We start from the raw sequence: 26,394 nt of genomic DNA, 5'->3' as shown, positions 1-26,394 counted from the left end.
TTTATTAATGTCGTGAAATGCGTGGGCTATAGTAAAGATGGCCGTTATTTCTCATCATTAATAACCGTGAGCGGGGGATGTGAATGAAGAAGATACTGATGCTGGTCGGCGATTATGTCGAAGATTATGAAACGATGGTGCCTTTTCAGGCATTGCAGATGCTGGGCCATCGTGTTGATGCCGTCTGTCCGGATAAAAGTCAGGGGGACTACGTTCAAACCGCTATTCATGATTTTGATGGGGCCCAGACCTACAGTGAAAAACCGGGTCATCGTTTTACGCTGAATGCAAATTTTGCCGAGGCGCGGGCCACCGATTACGACGCGCTGCTGATCCCCGGCGGACGTGCTCCGGAATATCTCCGGCTGAATCCGGATGTTATTAAGCTGGTGCAAGATTTCAACGCTGCCGGTAAGCCTATCGCCGCGGTCTGTCATGGGCCTCAGCTATTAGCGGCGGCGGGGGTGTTAGAAAACCGGACCTGTAGCGCCTATCCGGCCTGTGCGCCAGAAGTTCGTCTGAGCGGCGGGCATTACGCAGATATTGGTATTGATCAAGCCCACGTGGATGGCAATCTGATTACCGCGCCTGCATGGCCCGCGCATCCGCAATGGCTGGCTAAATTTGTTGAAGTATTAATGAAGTAAGCAATGAAAAAAGTCGGTATAACTTGCCTGGTTATACCGACTGGACATATTACCTCTGTATGAGTGCGAACACGCCCCAACCAATGTACTCCCGGGTGAAGGCTACGTGGCGTGCTGGTGAACTCCTCAGTTGCTCTCTGACTTCCGGGGCAAATTCATCGTCCGGATTTGCCTCCAGCCACCGGCGCATCGTCAGCCATTTGGCCGCCTCGTATCTGTCCCAACCCTCCTGGTCAGCCAGTACCATTTCAACCACGTCATAACCGAGCAGGTCGAAAGATGAAACGAGCTCTGGCAGAGAAAGAAAATCGGTCACTGAAGTCGCGCCGCAAGCCTGGGCGATCTTCTCCGTGGCGGGTATTTGACGCCAGTACGGTTCGCCGATGAGTATGATCCCACCTGGTTTGAGACTTTGTTCCAGTTGTCTGATCGTTCCAGCGACGCCGCCGGCAATCCAGGTCGCACCAACGCAGGCGGCAATATCGAATTTTTCTTCGGCGATATAACCTGTTGCATCGGCATGAATAAAACGCACGTGCTCATTGACACCTAACTCTTTGGCCCGCAGGGTGGCTTGCTCACTGAACAGCCGGCTCATATCGATACCCACGCCGGAAATACCGTGATCGCGTGCCCAGGTGCACAACATCTCACCCGAACCGCTGCCGAGGTCCAGAATGCGTGTTCCCGGTGCCATCCGTAAAACCTGGCCTAACGTGGCGTATTTCTGTGCGGTGAACGGATTATGAATGCGATGTGCGCTTTCGCTGATGGTAAAAATCTTCGGGATATCCATCTCTCTCTCTCCTTTAGCGATTATCAAGTTGGGCGCGAACGTTGTTCAGGCCGGTCGTATTAATACGGTAGGGCTGACCATTGACGGATTTGATCAGTTTCTTGGTTCTGAGCTTTTTGAACACCTCGAGCGTGCAGTCGCAGAGCAGCAACCCTTCACGGCTATAGCATTCGACGGAAGTGACGCGGCCAGAGGCATCGCGGACGTGAGCAATACGGCCACCTTTGGCGAGAACGTGTAAGGTACGTTGTTCCTGACGGGATAAATTCATACTGGAAAACCTGTTTAATCATCATGTGCAAAACGTGCAAACACACAGCGGTGTCCGCATTCGAATTCGGCGCATTGATAACCAGTCCGGCCTGAAAAGGTCGGGAAGCTGATTATCAGATGATTACATTCTCCAGCATCAAAGCCTCGGGTTGAGTTGAAAGGTATTTACATGCTGAATCATACCTGCAAGAAACAGTAGAGGAACTTCCTTGTAGTGGAAGTGTGATCTGTAACGAAAAATTGTATTTCTTTTATTTAATGACTTTTTAATTCTCGTTATGTAAATCGCATTTATTCATTAAATTAATTTAATGTTTCAGCGTCGCCAGAAACGCTATCGGTAGCCATACAGCATTGCTATTCTTTTTTTATCACCTCATTGATTAGTATGATTTACTCTTTTTGCTGGTTAATTTTGTTCTTTGATAAATGCTCCTTTATCATAATTGTGGTTTTAAATGAAATTTGCAATTTAATGTTTTTAAGAATTTTCTTAACGTGGCTAAGTGTGTATACTCGGTCCTGCAAGAAGCGCTTCTGTTATCATTAAAACTATAAGTATGTCCTTAACACCCGTATTACCTCTGCCCTGAATCTCTTCTCGGGGGAGAGGTTTTTTTTGCCTGCATATTATTTGGCTTATCGTCATAAATAGAGATTTTAATATTATCGTTATTGATGTTAAACATTATTGATTACGACGATTTAGCTCTACTGACTCCTACGGCAATATTGAAATAGTATCAGCCTGAATCTATTTCATGGTGAATAGTATAATTCTGGCTATGTTTATGTGGGTATTATATAGCTTTCCTTATAACTGCCTTTTTTTCAGCGCGATAGAAGTTTTTTGCTTTTGAGGTAATTGTGATTTTGTTCACGGATTTTAGTGCGCGAAGTGGCTATTTGTAGAGAGGTGCAAACGGTTGCATGTTGCTGATACAGTATTCGTTCATTAAAAAAATATAGCGATGGTATGTCTTATGCCAGTACAGAGTACAGGAATCTAAATGATTTCTATTATCTCATAGGTATAGGGATGCCGTTTATGACTTCTGTTAGCTTAACACCATGGGAAATAGCAGTAAAAACAGACAGGGAATATGATTTTATCAATCAGAAAGGAGTTTTTTAATCGCAGGTATAATCACTGGCCTTTTTATCTTCCTTTATATAAATCGTTGTCGTAATGCCCATAAAATCAGCGTTCTGGGATGAGCGCTGATTTTATTTGGTTCTCAGATTACTTACCCCACGCTGCATGCAGAACACCTCTCGCAGTACCTCATAAATGATACATTAAAGGATCTCCTGGAATGGATATTGTTGAACGCTTTATTAACTACACGAAAATCAATACCACGACATCAAGGGAAAACGGCGCTAATGGGATAATGCCTTCTTCTCCTGGTCAAATGGAACTGGCAAAACTGCTTGCAGCAGAACTTGAAGCATTAGGAATGGAAAACATTGAGGTCAGGGATACCGCTATAGTGACGGCAACCTTACCTGCAAATACCGATGACACGATCCCGGTGGTCTCTTTTTTTGGTCATCTGGATACCAGTGCGGAACAGACGGCAGACACCAAAGCACAGCGCCTGCATTATCGCGGCGGGGATTTATGCCTGAACAAAGAGCTGAATATTTACCTGCGCGAAAGTGAATTTCCGGAACTGAAAAATTATATCGGTGATGACCTACTGGTGACCGACGGGACCAGTCTGTTGGGCGCTGATGATAAAGCAGCCATCGCCGCGATTATGAATGCTCTTGAGTATCTGGTCGCACACCCGGAAATAAAACATGGGCCGGTAAAAGTGGGTTTTGTCCCGGATGAGGAACAGGGCTTGCGTGGCGCAAAAGCGTTTGATGTTGCCGCGTTTGGTGCTGATTTTGGCTATACCCTGGATTGCTGCGGTATCGGTGAGTTTGTTTACGAGAACTGGAATGCGGGCGATGCGGAAATCATCTTTACCGGCCAGTCCGCACACCCGATGTCGGCCAAAGGTAAGTTAAAGAATTCGCTGCTGATGGCGCATAAGTTTATTGCCATGCTCCCAGGGGGAGAAGCGCCTGAATATACGGAAGGGCGAGAAGGGTATTACTGGGTAAAACAGCTACAGGGTAACAGTGCCCGCACGGTACTTAAGCTGGATATCCGCGATTTCAGTGAAGAAGGTTATAAGGCGCGTATGGCGTTTATTCGCCAGCTTGCCGTCAGCACCTGTGCCCTGTGGGGGGAAAACAGCGTGGTCTGTCATTTAGCCGATCGCTACGCGAATGTGTTGAACAGTTTGCAGGGGGACGCTCACTACCCGATTGATATTGCATTCCGCGCGTATCAGAAATGCGGCATAACGCCCGCACCTGTCGCCATGCGTGGCGGGTATGATGGCGCGGTACTGTCGCAGAAAGGATTGCCGTGCCCGAATATTTTTACCGGTGCTCATAACTTCCATTCAATTTATGAGTATCTGCCGGTGCGTTCTCTGCGGGCCGCCAGTGATGTGGTGGTGGCGGTGATTGAGGAAACTTATACTGAGTTCGCGCAGCGGAGAGCTCAGTCATGATTCAGGTGTTAATCGCACTTCTGGTTATCGTGGTGGTCGCGCGTCTGATTCTGAAAGGTTATCGCGCTGAACCGGTGCTCTTCATTGCGGGCTTAGTCTTGATGATTTGCACCGCGTTAACCGGATGGGGGTCCGTATTACCGAAGGGGGTTGCCAGTACGGGAATTTCCTTTCTCGATCCTTTCGAGGTAATGCGCGATCTCTTCAGCACGCGCGCCGCCGATCTCGGCCTGATGATCATGGCGTTAATGGGATTTGCGCATTACATGGATCATATCGGCGCAAATGAGGCGGTCGTGCGGGTAGTAACGAAACCCTTACGGGCGCTGCGTTCACCCTATGTGCTCCTCTTTTTCTCCTACCTGCTCGCTAGCCTCCTGCAGTTGGCCATTCCTTCTGCAACCGGGCTTGCCGTGTTGCTGATGGGGACGATGTTCCCCATTATGCTGGGGTTAGGGCTCTCAGCGGCCTCGGCTGCCGGGGTCATTGCTACTTCGCTTGGCGTGGCTTACACCCCGACGGCAATCGATGCTATCAGGGGCTCTAAAGCAGTGAATATGGATGTAGTGGAATATGTTGTTTACCACCAGGGGCCCGCCGCGCTGGCAACGGTTCTGGTTGTCGGCGTGTGCCATTTTTTCTGGCAGCGGCATTGCGACCGTAAAGCAGGGACGTTACCGCGGGAAATCGGTAGCGCAGAAGTGACTGATTCAGGAAAATCCCCGGCTTTTTACGCGCTGCTCCCCATGCTTCCGATACTGATGGCAGTAGGATCATCCGAAATGTTCGTCAGGGGTATCAACCTGAATATTATCACCATTGTCCTCATTTCAATGACCATCTGTATGCTGATTGAATGGCTGCGAGTGCGTGATTTAAAGTCGGTATGCGAAGGTTTCAGCCATTTCCTGAAAGGAATGGGCACTGCGTTTACCGGTGTGGTTGGACTGTTGGTTGCGGCAGGGGTTTTTGCTCACGGAATTAAAGTCATCGGTGCGATCGATCAGCTCATTCTGATGGCAGAACACGTGGGATTACCGCCGTTTGCCATGGCGGTAGTATTTGCGCTGGTGACGCTGGCCGCGGCGATCATTATGGGGTCGGGGAATGCGCCATTCCTCGCCTTCGTTGAGCTCATCCCGCAAATTGCCGCCAGTATGGGCGCTAACGCCGTTGCCATGATCCTGCCGATGCAGCAGGCATCGCATATGGGACGGGCCATTTCACCGGTATCCGGCGTCGTGATTGCCGTTTCCAGCGGAGCGAAAATAACCCCATTCGATGTGGTGAAGCGTACCGCCGTACCGCTGATTGTGGGGTTCGTTACTCACACCCTGATCATCGGTATTTTCTATTAACCGTACCAGCGACAAGCCAACCTCCGGTTTATTGAATCCGGAGGTTGGCTTTTTGAATTAGGCGAAATTTAAAAGTGTTAATATTACTGATACCTGTATAAAAAGCCTTGCCTGCTGCTGTGAGGCTGTCTGTCGCTCAGCGGAGGATAAAATGCGATTCCATTAGGATGTTTAATGGCTGTTTAGCGTTGGAATGGGTGTTTGTCTTGGGTGTCTGGTCAAAACTATCAGGATATTTCTTCTAATCAGCAATTTTTGAAGTTTTATGATGATCATATTTTTAACAGTAGGTGGAATTGATAACCTGTGAGTATTATTAGTTTTTATCTCTATCGTATAATTCTTATTATTTATCGCTGAGCCATCCGGGCATCAATGATTAATAAGAGTGATGTGTTAAGTTTGCAATTTTATTACATAGGGATAAATTAATCTGGATCATATTTTGATGTTTTTAGTTGTAGTATTTTTTAAAATGAAATAATGCAAGATTTACATGTAATAATGATTTATTTGGGCAGGTTTAAGTGGTAAGGGATTCAGGAAAAGTTAGTACGTTACGACACCATTATCAGGATGACCTGGAAGCGTTTACCTGGAGTGCATTGGTAGCAATTGGTATCGCAATACGGGACCGTAAGATTCATTCTAAAATGTCAGAGCATCTTTTTATCATGCAATGGCTGGCCATCGCTAAAAAAAGAAAGCTCTTCTCAAGGAACGTAATCAATGAACTTCAATGGCTAATAGATGAAGGGAAGAAAAAAAGCCTCAATGCACAACTTAAATTTAAAATAGAATATCTATACTCGACTTCGAGTGGCGATGTATCGATGCAAAACGACTATTTTAAGTTTACTCATACGATTGAGGTGTTGAGAAATAATGGCTGGGAAAGCTTTCTGCTTACGCCAGAGAAATGGCGAGATCTGCATGAAAAGATTAAGGTAAGAGAAGGTAATTTTATTTTTATGGATGACACTCGGCTGCAGGCGTGTTTTGGCTTGCAGGGTGAGATTGTCAAACCCTTCTGTATCCGGGTATATGGCGATGTTGAGTTTGCAAAGTTAACGTTCATTAAACATAACCTTCCGGCTGAATTTGTAAAACACGTTTCAAATGAGTTTTATCACTTCCATTTTATTCTGGTAAGAAATGCTTAACTGACGATGTGAACAATGTGCTGTTAATGCAAAGAATAGATTGATCAACTTGTAAATTTATCGGATAGAAACCACGCGCCAAGGACAGCGAATGTTTACTCGAAAGTTAGTGATTGCCAACGAATGGATAAGGTTGTCTGATATTCCAGACAGTGTGTCCATTTCTTTTCGGGGCGTTCTCGAGATAACTGAAAGTACAGGTGTGCCAGACGCCAGCACGCCTTTGTTACGTTTAGAAAATGAAATGGCACCGATCACCGTCGATTCGTTGTCCTGGGTGCGGGTGCCTGTCGATAGTCAGAAAGACATTACCGTTTACATCCATAAATAATATTAATATTGAATAGTTTTGGCCTTATTTTTGCCAATGTTAGAGGGCTGCTGTTTATCGCAGTATGTCCCCCTGAGTAATTAATTTATTACGTGAGAATGAATGCGGAAACTTTCTAATAATTAACCATTTTACAGGTTAAGGTATTGCGTGATGTGTCGATAACAATTAAGTCGTAGAGGATTTTTATTGTTATGGAGATGTTTAAATGTTAAAGAACATGAGAATTAAAACCAGCCTGTTATTATTGCTGTTGTTATTTACCTTCATGCAGTTCTTTTCCAATGGATTTGAGTTAGTTGATCTCAAAGGAAATCAAAAAAATACGTTATTACTACATAACATCATTAAGGAGCAGGATACCCTGCATAAGGTCGTTGAGGCTGTTTATAAAGTCAGAAGCGTTCGTGATAATATTCAACAACATAATGCGACCGATGCCCGACAGACAGTGAATCAAATGCAAGATCAGATGGCGTATGCCAGAAAACAGTTCGATATTTTCTGGGGTATTCCTGGATTGACGGCTGACGATCCGCAAATCGGTAAAGTCATCAGAACGGCTTTTGAGCAACAAATGAATGCTGAGCAAAAGTCTATTGATACATTAAATCAGACGCTTTCCAGCAACAGTATTATTAATGCACAAGAAAATGCTAATGCGGAATTGCTCGCGGCTCGCAAAAATTTCGATAACGAAGTGACGAATTATTACAAATCAACAATGCTGATTGGTGAGAAGATCGTTGCACAAACACACGTTCAGTTTAATACCTCGATCCTGAAAGTATCCGTGATCCTGGTCATTACGGTACTTATCTTCTTTATCTGTAATTTCTGGTTGAACCGGACCATCATTCAGCCTTTAAAAATCGTTTCTGAGCATTTTGCGCGGATTGGTAAAGGCGATCTCAGCCATCCTGTTAAGGTGTCGGGTAACAATGAAATCGGCGTACTGTGCTTAAATTTGCATAATATGCAAAAAGGCCTGCGGGAGACTGTCAGCACTATTCGCGATGGCGTTGAGTCTATTAATATCGGTATGCAGGAAATTGCTTCCGGTAATTCCGATTTATCAACCAGAACGGAACAGCAGGCTGCGGCAGTCGTTGAAACGGCGGCCAGTATGGAACAGATTTCAGTCACAACAAAAAATAATACTGATAAGTCACATCAGGCATCCGTCATGACCAGCGAAAGCACGGAAATGGCATTGCGTGGCGAGCGTTTAATGAGTGATATGGTTGAGAAAATTCACCTGATCAGCCGTAATGCGCAAGGCGTGAACGAAATATCCAATGTTATTGATAGTATAGCTTTTCAAACCAATATCCTGGCATTAAACGCGGCGGTGGAAGCTGCACGCGCTGGTGAGTCCGGGCGTGGGTTTGCCGTTGTGGCGAGCGAAGTCCGAACGCTTGCTCAGCGCAGCGCCTCCTCGGCGAAAGAAATCAGTGAACTGGTTGCCAAAGCGGCAATTAGCGTTAAGGAAGGGGTAGAGATAGCTGAAAACAGTGGCGCCATGATGGCGGATATTGCCAAGGCAATACGCAACATTAATGTCTTAATGGAAGATATCTCCGGAGCCTCGGGGGAACAGAGTCGCGGCATCGAACAGATCCGGGTTGCGGTAACGCAAATGGAGCAAGTGACTCAGCAAAACGCCTCGCTGGTTGAGGAGATAGCCGCCACGACAGGCAGTGTGGAAGAGCAGTCAGCAATGCTATCCCAGGCTGTGGCGGTGTTCCAGGTGGAGGAAAACCAGCCTTCAGCATAATAAGTAGAGTACAAACTCGGCGGGTATCGTGGTGCGTTTGACGTGCCCGTTTATGACAGTGAGAAAGGTTGAGCTGCACATGGCTCACAGACCGCAGCTCATCAGGTGTCAATGTTGCCTGATGAGCTGCGCGAGAAGAATGTCGGGAATGACGTTCTCCAGCGCGATTTGAAATCGCATACGTCATATTGATAATAATTCTCATTATTATTGTTGTGTTGTACAGGTAATGGTAATGTTGCTTCAGTTATCAACCGTTAATCCCATTTCCTGTGCAGAAGACAGCATGAACAACACCACCGCCCTGAATACGTCCAGACGCGTAACCCGCACCTTCTCCGTCAGCGAGTTTATGGATTTTGGTGAGCGTTACGGGATCGATTACCGCTTTCCCCTGCTGGCGCAAAAGCCGGATTTGTCGTCTTGCAGCCCCGTTCTGCAGGGTGAGGTTGAGGAGATGACGCTCCCCTGTGGGATGTGTGTCACGCACTCTGATGTGCAGGTGCTACAACCCTACGAAACCACCTCCCGCCACAGCAGTCCTCTGTATATGCTGGTGGTTCTGGAAGGCTGCGTCATCCTGACGCTCAACGGGCAGGAGCATGTGGTACGTTCCGGGATGGCGTTTAGCTCACGCCTGAGCGAGCATCAGACGATGCGTGCCCGCCATCATGCTGACTGCAAACTGCGCACGTTATCGCTCGGTCTGTATCCCGACGGCGCGTGGCGCACGGGGTTGCTCGAATCGTTGATGCGTGAGTGGGAAAGATGCGAAACGCCGACGCTTATCTGGCAGGTGCCGGGGTTTTTACTCAGCGGCCTGCAGTATGCGCAGCGGAGCACGATCGGTCATGTTTCTCGCCAACTGATGCTGGAAGGGCTGATATTACAACTGTTCGGCCACGGCCTCAGCGTGTGTCAGGTTGAGAGTGGCAAGCGGCTTGCGGCAAGCGGTGAACAGCAGCGGCTGGAGGTCGTTCGTCGTCTGCTGGAGCAGAGTCCCGAGAATGACTACACCCTCAATGCCCTGGCCCAACGTGCGGCGATGAGCCCCAGCAGCCTGCGCAGCAAGTTCCGTGCGGCCTATGGCTGTTCCGTCTTTGACTATCTGCGTGATTGCCGTCTGGAACGCGCGCGCGGCTATTTACTGGAAGGATACAGCGTACAGCAGGCGGCCTGGATGTCGGGTTATCAACATGCTACCAACTTCTCCACCGCATTTCGGCGTCGTTACGGCTTTTCGCCTGGCGATGTGCTCAAACTTTGCTAATCCATTTTTACGTTTTGCGCACGTGCCTTCCCGACAATTTGGCACTGCGCATAGGCAACCTGGCATCCTGCATAGCTATCTCCGTTAGCAAAAAGGTAATAATTCTCACTTACAATTAGACATGCCTTTGGAGATATTCATGTTCGCGAAGACTCGGTTGGCGCTATTGGTGGGATGGGTGACCGGTAGCGTGGTTTTTCCACTGCTGGCGCAGGAAACAACAAAAAACGATACGGTGGTTGTCACCTCGCAAATGCAAAGCGGGGCCACGAAGCTCGCCACGCCGGATCTTGAAACGCCTCAGTCGGTATCGATCATTACCCGTGAACAGTTTGAAGAGCAGGGCGCAACCAGCGTGCGCCAGGCCGTGAGCTATACGCCGGGGGTGTACAGCAATCAGATTGGTGCCTCAAACCGCTTTGACTATATTGTGCTGCGTGGTTTCTCGGATGGTAGCCTGGACAACGTCTATCTCGATGGCCTGAAGATGATGGGGGACACCAACTCACACAGCTCGCTGGTGGTCGATCCGTGGTTCCTCGAAGATATCGAAGTGGTACGCGGCCCGGCTTCCGTACTGTATGGCCGTTCTTCTCCGGGCGGTATTGTCGCGCTGACATCACGTAAGCCGTCGTTTGATGCCGGTGGAGAAGTGAAACTGTTTGCTGGCAACAATAACCAGCGCGGCGCGGCGTTTGACGTCACCGGGGCGCTGGATGATAACGATCGCGTGGCGGCACGACTGAGTGGAATGACGCGTTACGCAGACTCGCAGTTTGGTCCATTGAAAGAAGAACGTTATGCGCTGATGCCAAGCCTGACCTGGCGCATCACCGACCAGACGCGTCTGGATCTGATGGCTTATCTGCACCGTGACCCGGAAGGCGGAAGCCACTCCGGTCTGCCGTATGACGGCACCGTGGTTCCACATTACGGGCAAAAGATCTCCAACACCTTTTACGAAGGCGAGGATGATTACGACAAATACGATCGCCGTGAAAACATGGTGGGCTACAACGTTGAGCACCTGTTTGATAATGGCTGGTCGGTGCGGCAAAAACTGCGCTACCTGCATACGGACGTTGAGCTGAATCAGGTGTATGCGGCGGGCTGGCTGAATGAAACCGAGCTTAACCGCGGCTACTCCGGCTCCGATGAAAAAATGTCAGCGATTACGCTGGATAACCAACTCGACGGCAGCTTTGATACCTGGCAGGTCAACCACCGTGTGCTGGTGGGGATCGACTATCAGGATCGCAGCAACAATACCACCGGTTACTACGGTGCATTCCCGCCGATTGACGCCTTTAACCCGGTATACGGCGCGAAGCCTGATTACATCAACATGTATGCGCGTGAGAAGCACAAGCTGCGCCAGACAGGCTACTATTTGCAGGATCAGATGTCATGGGATCGCTGGCGTATTACGCTCGGCGGTCGCTACGATCAGGTGAGCGTTTCTAACATTGATAAGATCAATGATACCCGTAGCGATCTGGACAAAAACAACTTCAGCACCCGTGCTGCGCTGCTCTATTTGTTCGATAACGGCTTTGCGCCGTATGTGAGTTATTCCACCGCCTTTACGCCAACCAGCTTTGCCGATGAGAACGGCAATTTGCTGGATCCGATGAAAGGCAAGCAGTGGGAAGCCGGGCTGAAATATGAGCCGGAAGGACTCAACAGTCAGTTCAGCGCGTCGGTATTCCGTATCAATCAGACGAATATCGCCACCAAAGAAGAGCCGACCGATCCGTACCGCTCGATTGGGGAAATTGAGTCTGAAGGGGTAGAGCTGGAGGCCATTAGCCAACTGACGGAGAGCTTCCGTCTGCAGGCGGCGTATACCTATACTGACATTCGCTATAAGAAAAGCAGCCCGGAAGAGCAGGGTAAGCGTGCAGTGTACGCGCCGCGTAACCAGGCCAGTACCTGGCTGAGCTACGATGTGAAAAGCGGTCCGCTGGATGGCCTGACGCTGGGCTCAGGCGTGCGTTATGTCAACGGTATTGCCAGCGATCGCCTGAATACTCACACTCTGCCGTCCTACACGCTGGTGGATATGGCAATTGGCTACGACTTAACGAATATCGGTATTAAAGGGTTGAGCGCCCAGTTGAACGTCAACAACCTGACCGACAAGCGCTACGTTGCGGCTTGTAATTCGCTCTCATACTGCTACTTCGGCGCCGAGCGCAGCATTGTCGGCAGCGTTTCATGGAAGTTCTGAGTATCGTTTTTTAGCCGGATGGCGGCGCTGGCGTCTTATCAAGCCTACAGATGCGTGCAAATTGTAGGCCTGATAAGCGCAGCGCCATCAGGCTGGGGGATTGCGGTTATTGCGTAAAACCGTTTTGCATACAAATCTGCGCGCTGGTTCTCAGGGTAAAGGCGACTTTGTCTGGGTACTGGCTGTAATAGTTATGCTCTTCTTCCAACCCTTTCGCCTGCGCCAGACGTACCGTTTCCAGCGAGCAGGTACGGTAGATCAGGTCTTTATTCATATTGGTCTGCTTTTCACGCTGTTTATCTGCGGACAGCGCCAGCCAGCTCTCGGACAGCGAGTAATCGTAGACCACCCGGTTTCCTTTCGCCTGCACATTTTCAATGGTAATGAATTCGTCGATTTTCAGTCTTGGCTGCCCACGCATTTTTTTCTTATCTTCTGCGGCGGCATATTGGGCCAACGCATTAATATCCATGCCTGCTATTTTCTGTTTATAGATATCGACATAAGCGGCGGGCTGCTGATAACGCTGAGCGTAAGCGTTTCTTAATTCTCCATCGCTCACCGTACAACCCGCCAGAAACAGAGGTAAAAGCAGCGCCAGTTTTATTTTAGTCATGATGTTATCCCGTTCATTATTGTGGTCCCAGTCGCCCATAACATAATAAAAAAATGATTACGGGTGATATTTAAGGTTGTATAAACGGGGGCACGATGACACAAGTGCAATAGTCTTAAAATGGCGTTACAGGCAGGAAACCCTGCCAGAATTGGCAGGGGTTTTGAACATACTGGTAAATAATTAATGGCCGATCATTTTTGCTTTCGGGATCAACTGGAAATACAGGTGATCCGGCACCGGTGTATCCCAGACATTGGCATATACCGCATAACCAATGGTGGCAAACAGAATCCCCAGCACCAGTATTGTCATGGCAACACCCGACAGTGCCGTTTGTCGCCATAACGCTTTACCGCTGCCTTTTGCACCCGGCGGTGTCTGCAGGGAAAAGCTCAATGTTGAAGCCACCGGGCAGGATTCAACACAGGTCATGCAGCCAGTGCATTCCACAGTACGCACCTGAATCAGTCTGTCGACCGGGATTTTCGATGGGCAATTTTTCGCGCATTTCCCGCAATCAATGCAACTGTCGGCGTTGCGGCGGATTTTAAACGGCGAGAACAGCGAGAACAGACCAAGCAGTGCGCCGTAAGGGCACAGATAACGACACCAGGCGTTGCGAATAAACAGGCTCAGGAGGCTGATAACCACCACGGAGATGAGCGTGGCGGAGCCAATATGGCGAAAGAAATCGAGCATCTTCACATCGATGATGATTCCATAGGCTGACGTCAGAAAGTACTGAATCCCCTGGGCGGGCATCGACAGGGCGATATACAAGAAAAACCCCAGCAGCAGATACTTCAGGCTGAGCAGCGGGATATCCAGCCAGCGCGGCAGCGTAAAGTTACGACCGAATAATTTTCTCCCCAGATTACCGAGCAGTTCGGAAAGCGTCCCCACCGGGCATAACCATGAACAGAAAGCTTTTTTTAACAACAGGCTAATCAGGATAAACGCAACTAACAGCAGCATAGAGGCGGCATGGATGGGCGGAAGAAAACCGGTCTCTAGCGTATAGCGGAAATTCATCAAACCCGCTATCGGCAGCCATCCCTCAATACCGCCGGGCCTTGGAATATAAACGCTGGTGCCGGCGGTTTCGAAATAGCGGACCCAATACCAGAACGCCACGCCAATATAAATATTGATAGCCAGCAGGAGAAACTGGGTGGCTTTTCGCCAGCTGCTGGCGTTGCGCCAGTCATTCCACGGCAGTTTGCCCCCGGTCGTGCCTGGGCGGCGCTGCCAGCGCGTTCTCATCTTCCCGTTCATGGTTTTATAGTATCCCTCATATTTCCCCTTCTGCATTCAGAAGGCGTCATCACCGGGATATGCTAGCGCTATTCAGATTTGGTGTATTTGATTTGCATCTTATTACGCGGCTGTTATTTTCTTCATGCCAATATGCCTGAAAAATAATAACAGCCCGATATTTATCACAGGTCAGATAAATACCCTGAACGGGGTATTTATTTCTCTGCAGGGCAACGATTATTCCTGATAAACCTCAACGCGGTCGCGGCCATTACTTTTCGCCAGATAAAGTGCGCGATCGGCTTTATCAACCAACTGTTTATAGTCGGGATGATAGTCATATTCGGCAATACCAATACTGACGGTAATAGAAAACGTTTCTGTCGCTGAGGCTGCCATGCGCATCTCGGCAATTTTCATACGCAGCGTTTCCAGAATAATACTGGCCTGTGTTTCATCTGACTCGACGAGCAGAATCATAAATTCTTCGCCACCGTAGCGGAACACGTAATCGCTGCTGCGGATATGATCGTAAATGACCGCCGCGACGTTTTTGAGCGTCAGATCGCCAGTATTATGCCCGAAGTTATCGTTAATTTGCTTGAAGTAGTCGATATCCAGCATCGCCAGGGTAAAAGGCTTACGCGTATGTAACGCCAGCGAGATCTCGCGCCGCATGATGGTCGGAATAAAGCGGCGATTAAGCAACTGGGTCAGCGAATCTTTACCATTTTCCTGCTTAACCAGCGCGTCGAACATTGAGGCGAGAAGGAAATGGATTTTTGCCGATAGCTGGCGTACATCCTGCAATAAGCTCATCCGCTCGGGTTCTGTCGGCTGATGCTGATGCGACAGGGTTGTTGTCAGACGACTGTCGATCTCTGCAATCAGTGATTCCATCTTATTCAGCAGATTGCTGTTGCCGAGGATATGTTTTCCCTTATGTGATAACCACATACCGAAGTCAGAATTCGCCAGAAACACCATCTCACCGAAAGGCATTCCGGTGGCGATGTTATAAATAAACTGGTTTTCCCAGTCGGTAAACGAACGGATTTGCCGCTCGCGCTCGACGTTTACGTCATCGTAAATAGTCTGCAGACGGTACTGCTCCTGTGTGTGCATAGAGTTTTGAAAACTGGGGGAATAGGAGACCGTCATGGCTTCCAGCGCAGTATCCATTGCCAGACTGCTGAAACAGATAGCATCGCTCAGCAGGGCGGGAGTGGAATCTGCCTTTGTTTTTAACACCCTGTACAGCTCATCTTTCAGCTTGCGCGCGCCGCGGTTTACCAGATCGATGGGCAGGCCGATACGGGCATGCACCACACCAATTTTGCGCTGTTTGGCCAGCAGTTGTGAGAGATCTTCGTGGGCGCTGCCAAGTACGCTGCGCAGCCAGTCAAACATGCTGCCGCTGAGGCGGGTACTGACCTGTTCTGTATTGAGGAACAATGCGCTCTCCGCATGGGAGAGCATATAGTCATAAAAAACGGTTACTAAATGGCGGATCTCTTCATCGCTTAACGATGTCAGGAGCGTGTGAACTTCAGGCGATGTTTGACGTAACAGCGCCTGCCATTCTGTAAGGAGTAATGTGTCGTTTACCGGTTCAACCTGTTCCATCTTACTGCCACTCAACGTGCGATTAAAAATTCAGGCGGTATTACGGACAATTACCTCACGATGGTCAAGTTAAACTCTCTTATCGATGGCTAATACCTTCATAAATAAGCCTGAGCGCGAAGACACCAATAATGGCGCCAATCACCCGGCTGGCAATCCGTTGGATTCGGCCATACGCACGGCGCACGGCGGGCAACGAAAACGCCTGGCTGAGAAAAATACGCCAGATAACGGAAGACAACACAATGCCGGCCCAGGCCATCAACCTGGCCCACGTTGGCGTGTCTGCGCTTAAGGTGACCGAGAAGATACTAATAAAAAACAGCACGGTTTGCGGATTAGATAAATCCGTTAATAACCCACGGCGGAAAAACACATACCAGGGGGCGGAAAGCGGCTGCTGTAGCGTTGGCATTTGCGGTGTCGCCTGATGCCGGATGCTGTTCCAGGCGAACCACAGCAGATAGGCGCCGCCGACAATCTTAATCAACGAAAAAATCTCTTCACACTGAGTGATAAGCGTCGCCATGCCAAAGAGCCCGAGGCCGGAGTAGAACGCATCGCCTAAGGCGACGCCCAGACCGGTTATCACGCCCGCGCGTCGCCCTGACGCCAGGCTGGTTTGCACCACCACAAACAGGTTCGCGCCGGGGTTAAAAAAAGTTAAAACAAACAGGCTGACGGTGAGTACGACGGCGTGCAGAGGTTCCATAGACAACAATTCCTCAGATTCTCATAAAGTTAACACTATAATTTCAGTGCGCTGTCTGTTCTGAGGATCAACTCACACTGGCTATTGAAACTTTGAACAGGTTGACGCGCTGCTACCCGGTGACCGGTTTTTTCTGCGCCGCAAAATCTCTATATATTCCTGCTGAATGTGGATTTTTTATCCAGGCTGGACTAGTTATTAATCATCCTTGAATCGCGTTATGTAATGTTCAGGGATCGATGATGGCGTAATAACAAAACCTGGAGCTGGTCTATGAAAACTGGAATTAAAGTACTTATTGGTGCATTAGCTTTTGTCGTGACCAACGCATATGCCGCGGAATTTATGACAAAACTTGAATTTGAAAAGGTTGAGTCGCAGTACACAAAAATCGGTGATATCTCAACGAGTAATGAAGTTTCTGTCTCAGACGCTAAAGAAGAGCTGCTGAAGAAAGCAGAAGAGAAAGGGGCCGATGTGGTGGTATTAACCTCCGGTCAAACGGATAATAAAATCCATGGCACAGCCAATATCTACAAGAAAAAATAATACGCTACTGTAAAAATCACGATACCCGCCGGTCATTGTATCGGCGGGTTTTCTTTTAATCTGCGCCAGAAGGTGGTTCGGCTTACCCCGAGATATCGTGCAGCCGCGGTTTTATCGCCATTGAATTGCGCCAGCACCTGCTGCGGCGTGAGCAATGAGGATACCTGCGGCGCGTCAGCAGCAACGGCCAGTTCCGGTAACAGCTGCTGCAGGAATTGTACGTTCAGCTCCGGCTGCGGCTCGACGCTTAAAAACAGCGCCAGGCGCTCCATCATATTACGCAGTTCACGGATATTCCCTGGCCAGCCATAATTCAGTAACGTCGGTTGACTCAGACCCAGCCCTTTGCGCACAGGTTCAGAAAAAGGCACCTCCAGTTCCGCCAGCGACTGTTTTAAAAAGCCTTCCGCCAGCGGCAGGATATCGGGCAATCGCTCGCGTAGCGGCGGTAGCGTGAGGCGCAAAATACTCAGGCGATAAAACAGATCGGTGCGAAATTCTCCCTGTTTTATCTCCTGCTCCAGATGACAGTGGGTGGCGCTAATCACCCGTACATCGACCGGAATCGGCTGATGTCCTCCGACCCGGGTGACCTCTTTTTCTTCCAGTACGCGCAGCAGTCGGGTTTGTAACGGCAGCGGCATTTCGCCTATCTCATCAAGAAACAGCGTTCCGCCGTGGGCGATTTCAAACAGGCCCGCGCGTCCTCCCCGACGGGAGCCGGTAAAGGCACCATCCTCATAGCCGAACAGCTCCGCTTCCAGTAATGATTCGGTGATTGCCCCGCAGTTGACGGCAACAAACGGCGGCGAAGGTTTACCGCGCCGGTTCTCCTGACGGGTGAAAAACTCACGATGAATTGCCTGCGCCGCCAGCTCTTTGCCCGTGCCTGTTTCGCCCTGAATCAGCACCGGTGCACGCGAACGGGCATAAAGCATAATGGTGTGCCGCACCTGTTCCATCTGTGCCGAGTGACCGCGCATATCCCCCAATGCATAGCGGGTGCGCAGCGTATCGCCGGAAACGTACGGACCGTTTCTGCGCAGCGTCAGACGAGTCATATCGAGCGCATCGACAAAGGCCTGGCGCACGGTGGCCGCCGAATAGATAAAGATGCCGGTCATGCCTGCTTCTTCTGCCAGGTCGGTAATCAACCCCGCGCCGACGACCGCCTGCGTGCCGCTGGCTTTCAGCTCGTTGATTTGTCCACGGGCATCTTCTTCCGTTATATAGCTGCGTTGTTCAAGCTGCAAATTGAAGGTTTTTTGAAAAGCGAGCAGCGCGGGGAGGGTTTCCTGATAGGTAATGACGCCAATCGACGAGGTGAGCTTTCCCGCTTTGGCCAGCGCCTGTAGCACGTCAAACCCGCTGGGTTTAATCAGGATCACCGGAATCGATAAACGGCTTTTCAGATACGCCCCGTTGGAACCCGCGGCAATGATGGCATCACAACGCTCGGTGGCTAACTTCTTGCGGATATACGTCACCGCTTTTTCAAAACCAAGCTGAATAGGGGTGATGGTTGCCAGGTGGTCGAACTCCAGGCTGATGTCGCGAAACAGTTCGAACAGGCGCGTGACCGAAACGGTCCAGATAACCGGTTTGTCGTCGTTCACCCGCGGCGGAAGATGCGTATCAGCCATAACCATCCTAAAAAATAAGGCACCGAGTATTAGGGTTTAGTTGTGTTTCATGAATGTTGCAATGAAACGTGAAGGAACGTTTCATGAAACGATAGCTGACACGCTTTTGTGCAACAAAGATACAATGATTTAATTTAATATATTGTTTTTAAAGGTAAATATATAAAATAATTAAAAATTAAGGTCTTTGGCATACCCCTTGCTTTAAATAAATCAACGAACGATAACAAGTTGATAACAAAAGGACGGGATATGTCTCTACACTCCCCAGGGCAGGCGTTTCGCGCCGCGCTCAGCAAAGAAAACCCATTACAAATCGTTGGCACCATCAACGCCAACCACGCTCTGCTGGCCCAACGCGCCGGATATCAGGCGATTTATCTCTCCGGCGGCGGCGTCGCGGCTGGGTCTCTGGGTCTGCCGGATCTCGGTATTTCTACCCTTGATGATGTGCTAACCGATATTCGCCGCATTACTGATGTTTGCCCGCTGCCATTGCTGGTGGATGCGGATATCGGTTTTGGATCGTCAGCTTTCAACGTGGCGCGGACCGTGAAGTCAATTTCCAAAGCCGGTGCCGCCGCGCTGCATATTGAAGATCAGATCGGCGCCAAACGCTGCGGTCATCGCCCGAACAAGGCGATCGTCTCGAAAGAAGAGATGGTCGACAGGATCCGCGCTGCCGTCGATGCGCGTACCGATCCCAACTTTGTGATCATGGCGCGGACCGATGCATTGGCGGTGGAAGGGTTAGAGGCCGCCATCGATCGTGCCCAGGCGTACGTCGAAGCAGGCGCGGATATGTTGTTCCCGGAAGCCATTACCGAGCTTGCCATGTACCGTCAGTTTGCTGATGCGGTACAGGTGCCGATCCTCGCCAACATTACCGAATTTGGCGCTACGCCACTGTTCACCACTGATGAACTGCGCAGCGCGAACGTCGCGATGGCGCTGTATCCACTGTCGGCCTTCCGCGCCATGAACCGCGCTGCGGAAAAGGTTTACAACGTGCTGCGCCAGGAAGGAACGCAAAAGAGCGTTATCGACATTATGCAGACGCGCAACGAGCTGTACGAAAGCATCAATTACTACCAGTTCGAAGAGAAACTCGACGCGTTGTATACCAAGAAGTAACCGTCGTAGGCCGGATAAGGCGTAGCCGCCATCCGGCAATAAATTTGTACCCTACATATTATAAAAATGACGAGGACAACATGAGCGACACAACGATCCTGCAAAATAGTACCCATGTCATTAAACCTAAAAAATCGGTTGCGCTGTCAGGCGTCGCCGCCGGAAATACCGCGCTGTGTACCGTAGGCAAAAGCGGTAACGACCTGCACTATCGCGGCTACGATATTCTCGATCTGGCGCAGCAGTGCGAATTTGAAGAAGTCGCGCACCTGCTGATCCACGGGAAATTGCCCACCCGTGATGAGCTCACCGCCTATAAAAGCAAATTAAAAGCGCTGCGCGGACTGCCCGCAAACGTGCGTACCGTTCTGGAAGCGCTGCCTGCTGCCTCGCACCCGATGGACGTGATGCGCACCGGCGTCTCCGCGCTGGGCTGTACGTTGCCGGAAAAAGAAGGGCATACCGTCTCCGGCGCACGCGATATTGCCGATAAGCTGCTGGCATCGCTCAGTTCTATTCTCCTGTACTGGTATCACTACAGCCATAACGGCGAGCGTATTCAGCCGGAAACTGACGATGATTCCATTGGTGGACACTTCCTGCATCTGCTGCATGGCGAAAAGCCGTCGCGAAGCTGGGAAAAAGCGATGCATATTTCGCTGGTGCTGTACGCCGAACACGAATTCAACGCCTCCACCTTCACCAGCCGCGTGATTGCAGGGACCGGATCCGATATGTATTCCGCGATTATCGGCGCGATTGGCGCACTGCGTGGTCCGAAACACGGCGGGGCGAATGAAGTATCGCTGGAGATCCAACAGCGCTACGAAACGCCAGACGAAGCGGAAGCGGATATCCGTAAACGCGTTGAAAACAAAGAAGTGGTGATTGGCTTTGGTCATCCGGTTTACACCATCGCCGACCCGCGCCATCAGGTGATAAAGCGCGTGGCGAAACAGCTTTCTCAGGAAGGCGGTTCGCTGAAAATGTACAACATCGCCGACCGTCTGGAAGACGTGATGTGGGAAACGAAAAAGATGTTCCCCAACCTCGACTGGTTCTCGGCAGTCTCCTACAACATGATGGGCGTCCCGACCGAAATGTTCACACCGCTGTTTGTCATCGCCCGCGTCACCGGCTGGGCGGCGCACATCATTGAACAGCGCCAGGACAACAAAATTATCCGTCCTTCCGCCAATTACACCGGCCCGGAAGATCGTGTCTTTGTCGCGATAGATCAGCGTTGCTAATGCAAAACCTCTAAATATAAAAAACAGGAACCCTTGTTATGTCTGCACATATTTCGAACGTCCGCCCGGAATTTGACCGTGAAATCGTTGATATCGTTGATTACGTCATGAATTACGAGATCACTTCGACGGTAGCGTATGACACCGCGCATTATTGCCTGCTTGATACCTTAGGCTGCGGCCTGGAAGCGCTGGAATATCCGGCCTGTAAAAAACTGCTGGGGCCGGTAGTCCCAGGGACTGTGGTGCCGAACGGCGTGCGCGTTCCGGGTACCCAGTTCCAGCTCGATCCGGTGCAGGCGGCGTTTAACATCGGCGCGATGATCCGCTGGCTGGACTTTAACGATACCTGGCTGGCCGCGGAATGGGGGCATCCTTCCGATAACCTCGGCGGCATTCTGGCCACGGCTGACTGGCTGTCACGCAATGCGGTAGCGGTGGGGAAAGCGCCGTTAACCATGAAAAAAGTGCTCACCGGAATGATTAAAGCCCATGAAATTCAGGGCTGCATCGCGCTGGAAAACTCTTTTAACCGCGTCGGTCTCGATCACGTCCTGCTGGTCAAAGTGGCCTCCACGGCGGTGGTCGCCGAGATGCTTGGCCTGAACCGGGATGAAATTCTCAACGCCGTATCGCTGGCGTGGGTTGACGGGCAGTCGCTGCGTACCTATCGCCATGCGCCAAATACCGGCACGCGTAAATCCTGGGCAGCTGGCGATGCAACTTCGCGCGCGGTACGTCTGGCACTGATGGCGAAAACCGGTGAGATGGGGTATCCGTCTGCGCTGACGGCGAAAACCTGGGGCTTTTATGACGTCTCTTTCAAAGGCGAATCGTTCCGCTTCCAGCGCCCGTACGGCTCTTATGTGATGGAAAACGTGCTGTTTAAAATCTCCTTCCCGGCCGAGTTCCACTCGCAGACTGCGGTAGAGGCGGCGATGAAGCTGTACGAGCAGCTACAGGCTGCAGGGAAAACGGCAGCGGATATCGAAAAAGTGACCATTCGTACGCACGAAGCCTGTATCCGCATCATCGATAAAAAAGGCCCGCTGAATAACCCGGCGGATCGCGATCACTGCATCCAGTATATGGTCGCCATTCCGCTGCTGTTCGGGCGCTTAACCGCGGCAGATTATGAAGACGGCGTGGCGCAGGACAAACGCATTGATGCCCTGCGCGAGAAGATCAACTGCTTTGAAGATCCGGCCTTTACAGCCGATTACCACGATCCTGAAAAACGCGCCATCGCGAATGCCATCACCCTGGAATTCACCGACGGCTCACGTTTTGAAGAAGTGGTGGTGGAGTACCCAATCGGCCATGCGCGCCGTCGTAACGACGGGATGCCGAAGCTGGTCGAGAAGTTCAAAATCAACCTGGCGCGTCAGTTCCCGACCCGTCAGCAGCAGCGCATTCTGGATGTCTCCCTGGACAGAACTCGCCTGGAGCAGATGCCGGTCAATGAGTATATGGATTTGTTTGTTATCTGAAACCCGACTCATCAGGCGTAAGTTCAACAGGAGAGCATTATGTCTTATAGCGAGTTTTATCAACGTTCTATTACGCAGCCGGAGTCGTTCTGGGCCGAGCAGGCCCAGCGTATTGACTGGCAGCAGCCGTATACGCAGGTACTGGACCACAGCAATCCGCCGTTTGCCCGCTGGTTTTGCGGCGGGACGACCAATCTGTGCCATAACGCCATCGACCGCTGGCTGGAGAAACAGCCCGAGGCGCTGGCGCTGATTGCGGTGTCATCAGAAACCGAAGAAGAACGCACGTTTACCTTTCGTCAGTTGTATGACGAAGTGAATATTGTGGCAGCGATGCTGTTGTCGCTCGGCGTACAGCGCGGGGATCGGGTACTGGTTTATATGCCGATGATCGCCGAAGCGCACATTACGCTGCTGGCCTGCGCGCGCATTGGGGCGATCCATTCGGTGGTGTTCGGTGGTTTTGCTTCGCACAGCGTGGCGGCGCGCATCGATGACGCCCGACCGGTGGTTATCGTTTCGGCGGATGCCGGGGCGCGCGGCGGCAAGATCCTGCCCTATAAAAAGCTACTCGATGATGCGATCGATCAGGCTCAGCATCAGCCGCGTCATGTGGTGCTGGTCGACCGCGGTCTGGCGAAAATGGCGCGGGTGGAGGGGCGTGACCTCGACTTTGCCGCGCTACGCCAACAGCATCTCGGCGCACGGGTGCCGGTTGTCTGGCTGGAGTCGAACGAAACGTCCTGCATTCTCTACACCTCCGGGACAACCGGTAAACCGAAAGGCGTCCAGCGAGACGTTGGTGGTTACGCGGTCGCGCTGGCGACCTCGATGGACACCATTTTCGGCGGCAAAGCGGGCGGCGTGTTCTTCTGCGCGTCGGATATCGGCTGGGTGGTTGGGCATTCCTATATCGTGTATGCGCCGCTGCTGGCGGGGATGGCGACGGTGGTTTACGAAGGGCTGCCAACGTATCCGGACTGCGGCGTATGGTGGAAAATTGTTGAGAAGTATCAGGTCAGCCGGATGTTCTCGGCCCCGACCGCCATCCGCGTGCTGAAAAAATTCCCGACCGCGCAAATCCGCAATCACGATCTCTCCTCGCTGGAGGTGCTGTATCTGGCGGGTGAGCCGCTGGACGAACCGACCGCCAGTTGGGTAACGGAAACGCTGGGCGTCCCGGTTATCGACAACTATTGGCAGACTGAATCCGGCTGGCCGATTATGGCTATCGCCCGCGGGCTGGACGACCGACCGTCGCGGCTGGGCAGTCCTGGCGTGCCGATGTACGGCTATAACGTGCAGTTGCTCAATGAGGTGACCGGTGAACCTTGTGCGGCGAACGAGAAGGGGATGCTGGTGATTGAAGGGCCGCTGCCGCCGGGCTGTATTCAGACTATCTGGGGGGATGACGCGCGGTTTGTGAATACCTACTGGTCGCTGTTTTCCCGCCAGGTGTACGCCACCTTTGACTGGGGCATTCGCGATGCCGATGGCTATTACTTCATTCTGGGCCGTACGGATGACGTGATCAACGTGGCCGGACACCGGCTGGGGACGCGCGAGATAGAGGAGAGTATTTCCAGCTATCCAAATGTCGCTGAAGTGGCGGTAGTTGGCGTGAAGGATGCGCTGAAAGGGCAGGTGGCGGTCGCGTTTGTTATTCCAAAACAGAGCGACAGTCTGGAAGACAGCGACATTGCCCATTCGGAAGAGAAGGCGATTATGGCGCTGGTGGACAGTCAAATTGGTAATTTTGGTCGTCCGGCGCACGTCTGGTTTGTGTCGCAGCTGCCGAAAACACGCTCCGGCAAAATGCTCAGACGGACGATTCAGGCGATCTGCGAAGGCCGCGATCCTGGCGATCTGACGACCATTGACGATCCCGCATCGTTGCAGCAAATCCGTCAGGCGATCGAGGAGTAACGTCGTGTGATGCCCGGTGGCGCAATGCTTACCGGGCCTACGTTCTAATCAACTTTCTTATACGGCCCGTGATAGTAATCAAACGGCGCATAAACCGTATCGGCCACGAACGATAACGGCACATCAACAAATAACAGCGCTAAATCGAAATAGTTATAATCGTAAGCGCCCGGGTTTTTTAGTTTATCAATATCATGGCGCATTCCCACGTAATACGTATCTGAATCCTCGCCTGCCGTGCGCGCATCAATGCTGCCACATCCTGTAAGTAATACGCTGATAAAGAGCGTTGTTACCGCAACCGTCTTTTTGCTCATGCTATGACCTGGCTTCTCGCCCCGTTTTACCATAACGATAAAAAAGCGGCGTGTTGTCCTCGGAACTTAAACCACCAGGTCAGGACTCATCGTGTGAGGATGGCACATCGAAGGCCGGATAAACCACGTGAGTGGTGTATCCGGCAAAGAGGCTTTTACAGCGTGACGCTTTCGCGACGACGCAGCAGAGAAAACGGCCCCGGTCCACTTAGGGTAAATACGGAAATCAACGTGAAGCTTAGCGCAATTATCCCCAGCACCAGATACGCCCCCTGGAAACCAATACTCTCATACATTTTTCCGGCCAGAACTGACATGAAAATCATTGCTAACTGTTTGAAGAAACAGAAGCACACCAGGTAAATTGTGGCCGAGAAGCGCACTTCAAACTGACTGGTGATGTATTTGAAGCAACCGACGATCAGGAACGGTATTTCAAACATATGCAGCGTTTTGAGAATGACGACCTCCAGCGCAGAGGTGGCGAAGGAGGAGCCGATGATCCGCACCGACATTATCGTACCGGCCAGCAGTAAGGCGTTCTTTCCGCCAATGCGGTTCACAATCAGCGGCGCAAAGAACATGATAGAGGCATTAAGTAATTCCCCCATGGTCGTGACGTAGCCAAACACACGGGTACCCTGTTCGCCGGTGGCAAAGAACGAGGTAAAGAAGTTGGCGAACTGCTGGTCAAACACATCATACGTACAGGAAACGCCGACCACGTACAGGGAGAGGAACCAGAGTTTCGGTTGTTTAAATAACTCCAGCGCCAGCTTCAGACTGAATGCTGAGTTGTTGGCGCCTACCGCATCCGCAACTTTTGCAGAAGAGGGGACATCTGTTTTTGAAAAGAGCAGCAGCAATGCCAGAATGACCGCACAGCCTGAACCTAACCAGAAGACAAACTGGTTATTGATGGTGAACATAATCCCGGCAATTGAGGCGCACAGCGCCCAGCCCACGCAGCCAAACATGCGCGCGCGACCAAATTCAAAATTGCTTCGGCGGCTGGCTTTTTCAATATAGGCTTCAATCGCCGGAGCGCCGGCATTGTAGATAAAGCCAAGGTAAATCCCGCCGACAATCGAACCCAGTAAAATATTAGCCTGTAATAACGGGCCAAAGACGTAAATAAAGAATGGGGCAAACATTACCAGCATTCCGGTAATTACCCACAGCAGGTGTTTACGCAGGCCAAGCTTATCGGAAAGCAGTCCGAAAACAGGCTGGAATAATAATGAAAATAGTGAAATACAGGCGAAAATGATCCCGGTGTCACCTTTACTGATATGGTTTACATCGTGTAACCAGATAGGGAAGAAGGGGAAATAGGCACCCATAATGAAAAAGTAAAAGAAAAAGAAGAAGCCGAACATCCAAAAGTTAGTGTTTTTCAAATAATACATAATGGACTTCCTTACGATGAATGCGGGCAGGGGGGAACCTGCCC

22 protein-coding genes and 1 pseudogene are annotated in these 26,394 nt (G+C 50.7%); 14 read left to right on the top strand and 9 right to left on the bottom strand.

What is annotated here, in order from left to right; genetic code table 11:
• The first annotated feature begins 83 nt into the window (after positions 1-83).
• A complete protein-coding gene (locus tag HV311_RS19320) occupies positions 84-647 on the top strand; it encodes a DJ-1/PfpI family protein (RefSeq protein WP_016151930.1) in 564 nt (187 codons plus the stop codon).
• A gap of 49 nt (positions 648-696) precedes the next feature.
• Here HV311_RS19320 and HV311_RS19315 read toward each other — a convergent pair whose 3' ends face one another.
• Both HV311_RS19315 and HV311_RS19310 read right to left on the bottom strand, forming a co-directional pair.
• Positions 697-1,443, bottom strand: coding sequence for an SAM-dependent methyltransferase (locus HV311_RS19315; RefSeq protein WP_047417017.1), 747 nt, complete (start codon positions 1,441-1,443; stop codon positions 697-699).
• A gap of 13 nt (positions 1,444-1,456) precedes the next feature.
• Entirely contained in the window at positions 1,457-1,714 is a 258-nt protein-coding gene (locus HV311_RS19310) for a YjhX family toxin (RefSeq protein WP_016151932.1), read from the bottom strand.
• Positions 1,715-3,032: 1,318 nt separating this feature from the next.
• Here HV311_RS19310 and pepT point away from each other — a divergent pair.
• The 8 genes and pseudogenes from pepT (at position 3,033) to foxA (ending at position 12,418) form a co-directional block, all read left to right on the top strand.
• Entirely contained in the window at positions 3,033-4,289 is a 1,257-nt protein-coding gene (gene pepT / locus HV311_RS19305) for a peptidase T (RefSeq protein ID WP_094761428.1), read from the top strand.
• Positions 4,286-5,647: a C4-dicarboxylate transporter DcuC gene (gene dcuC, locus HV311_RS19300; RefSeq protein WP_016151934.1), complete on the top strand. Its 1,362-nt coding sequence runs from the start codon at positions 4,286-4,288 to the stop codon at positions 5,645-5,647. The genes pepT and dcuC overlap by 4 nt, the downstream gene beginning before the upstream one ends.
• A 605-nt stretch (positions 5,648-6,252) precedes the next feature.
• The gene (locus HV311_RS19295) at positions 6,253-6,810 is read left to right on the top strand and encodes a DUF2913 family protein (protein WP_326928871.1); all 558 of its coding nucleotides are present in this window, start codon (positions 6,253-6,255) and stop codon (positions 6,808-6,810) included.
• A gap of 91 nt (positions 6,811-6,901) precedes the next feature.
• Complete coding sequence (locus HV311_RS19290; protein WP_016151936.1) at positions 6,902-7,141, top strand: hypothetical protein; 240 nt, start codon at positions 6,902-6,904, stop codon at positions 7,139-7,141.
• A 208-nt stretch (positions 7,142-7,349) separates the two neighbouring features.
• A pseudogene (locus HV311_RS28305) lies at positions 7,350-8,078 on the top strand (Tar ligand binding domain-containing protein); the annotation flags it as partial.
• 39 nt (positions 8,079-8,117) lie between these two features.
• Positions 8,118-8,918: a methyl-accepting chemotaxis protein gene (locus HV311_RS28300; RefSeq protein WP_441549293.1), complete on the top strand. Its 801-nt coding sequence runs from the start codon at positions 8,118-8,120 to the stop codon at positions 8,916-8,918.
• A 286-nt stretch (positions 8,919-9,204) separates the two neighbouring features.
• A complete protein-coding gene (locus HV311_RS19280; protein WP_191221206.1) occupies positions 9,205-10,188 on the top strand; it encodes a helix-turn-helix transcriptional regulator in 984 nt (327 codons plus the stop codon).
• Between the two features lie 121 nt (positions 10,189-10,309).
• The gene (foxA, locus tag HV311_RS19275) at positions 10,310-12,418 is read left to right on the top strand and encodes a ferrioxamine B receptor FoxA (protein WP_191220322.1); all 2,109 of its coding nucleotides are present in this window, start codon (positions 10,310-10,312) and stop codon (positions 12,416-12,418) included.
• A gap of 106 nt (positions 12,419-12,524) precedes the next feature.
• On the opposite strand, the gene HV311_RS19270 is transcribed toward foxA, so the two are convergent.
• The 4 genes from HV311_RS19270 to HV311_RS19255 all read right to left on the bottom strand — a co-directional run bounded on the left by HV311_RS19270 (position 12,525) and on the right by HV311_RS19255 (position 16,632).
• The gene (locus HV311_RS19270; protein WP_223307927.1) at positions 12,525-13,034 is read right to left on the bottom strand and encodes a hypothetical protein; all 510 of its coding nucleotides are present in this window, start codon (positions 13,032-13,034) and stop codon (positions 12,525-12,527) included.
• Between the two features lie 183 nt (positions 13,035-13,217).
• Positions 13,218-14,312, bottom strand: coding sequence for a 4Fe-4S binding protein (locus HV311_RS19265; RefSeq protein ID WP_032931024.1), 1,095 nt, complete (start codon positions 14,310-14,312; stop codon positions 13,218-13,220).
• Between the two features lie 219 nt (positions 14,313-14,531).
• On the bottom strand, positions 14,532-15,920 hold the full coding sequence (locus HV311_RS19260) for a diguanylate cyclase (protein ID WP_016151942.1): 1,389 nt from the start codon (positions 15,918-15,920) through the stop codon (positions 14,532-14,534).
• 79 nt (positions 15,921-15,999) lie between these two features.
• A complete protein-coding gene (locus HV311_RS19255; protein WP_065554254.1) occupies positions 16,000-16,632 on the bottom strand; it encodes a LysE family transporter in 633 nt (210 codons plus the stop codon).
• Between the two features lie 273 nt (positions 16,633-16,905).
• Here HV311_RS19255 and yahO point away from each other — a divergent pair, with 273 nt between their 5' ends.
• On the top strand, positions 16,906-17,181 hold the full coding sequence (yahO, locus tag HV311_RS19250) for a DUF1471 family periplasmic protein YahO (protein WP_016151944.1): 276 nt from the start codon (positions 16,906-16,908) through the stop codon (positions 17,179-17,181).
• Positions 17,182-17,213: 32 nt separating this feature from the next.
• On the opposite strand, the gene prpR is transcribed toward yahO, so the two are convergent.
• On the bottom strand, positions 17,214-18,824 hold the full coding sequence (gene prpR, locus HV311_RS19245) for a propionate catabolism operon regulatory protein PrpR (RefSeq protein ID WP_181220780.1): 1,611 nt from the start codon (positions 18,822-18,824) through the stop codon (positions 17,214-17,216).
• Positions 18,825-19,076: 252 nt separating this feature from the next.
• Between prpR and prpB the strand changes: the two genes are divergently transcribed.
• From prpB to prpE, 4 genes are all read left to right on the top strand, one after another.
• The gene (gene prpB, locus HV311_RS19240) at positions 19,077-19,958 is read left to right on the top strand and encodes a methylisocitrate lyase (RefSeq protein ID WP_016151946.1); all 882 of its coding nucleotides are present in this window, start codon (positions 19,077-19,079) and stop codon (positions 19,956-19,958) included.
• 80 nt (positions 19,959-20,038) lie between these two features.
• A complete protein-coding gene (gene prpC / locus HV311_RS19235; RefSeq protein WP_016151947.1) occupies positions 20,039-21,208 on the top strand; it encodes a bifunctional 2-methylcitrate synthase/citrate synthase in 1,170 nt (389 codons plus the stop codon).
• 38 nt (positions 21,209-21,246) lie between these two features.
• A complete protein-coding gene (locus HV311_RS19230) occupies positions 21,247-22,698 on the top strand; it encodes a bifunctional 2-methylcitrate dehydratase/aconitate hydratase (RefSeq protein WP_191220321.1) in 1,452 nt (483 codons plus the stop codon).
• Positions 22,699-22,737: 39 nt separating this feature from the next.
• Positions 22,738-24,624: a propionate--CoA ligase gene (gene prpE, locus HV311_RS19225; RefSeq protein ID WP_047357650.1), complete on the top strand. Its 1,887-nt coding sequence runs from the start codon at positions 22,738-22,740 to the stop codon at positions 24,622-24,624.
• A 44-nt stretch (positions 24,625-24,668) separates the two neighbouring features.
• On the opposite strand, the gene HV311_RS19220 is transcribed toward prpE, so the two are convergent.
• Together HV311_RS19220 and HV311_RS19215 are read right to left on the bottom strand one after the other, a co-directional pair.
• Positions 24,669-24,941 carry a YceK/YidQ family lipoprotein gene (locus HV311_RS19220; RefSeq protein ID WP_016151950.1) on the bottom strand — a complete coding sequence of 91 codons (273 nt, stop codon included), beginning with the start codon at positions 24,939-24,941 and terminating at the stop codon, positions 24,669-24,671.
• Positions 24,942-25,096: 155 nt separating this feature from the next.
• Positions 25,097-26,350 carry an MFS transporter gene (locus HV311_RS19215; RefSeq protein ID WP_094761422.1) on the bottom strand — a complete coding sequence of 418 codons (1,254 nt, stop codon included), beginning with the start codon at positions 26,348-26,350 and terminating at the stop codon, positions 25,097-25,099.
• Positions 26,351-26,394 lie beyond the last annotated feature (44 nt).

Origin of the sequence: Citrobacter sp. RHBSTW-00881 (genome assembly GCF_013728515.1) — a bacterium.
GTDB lineage: Bacteria > Pseudomonadota > Gammaproteobacteria > Enterobacterales > Enterobacteriaceae > Citrobacter > Citrobacter braakii.
The sequence above is the reverse complement of the archived record's forward strand: the minus strand, read 5'-3'. Positions and strand labels throughout refer to the sequence as shown.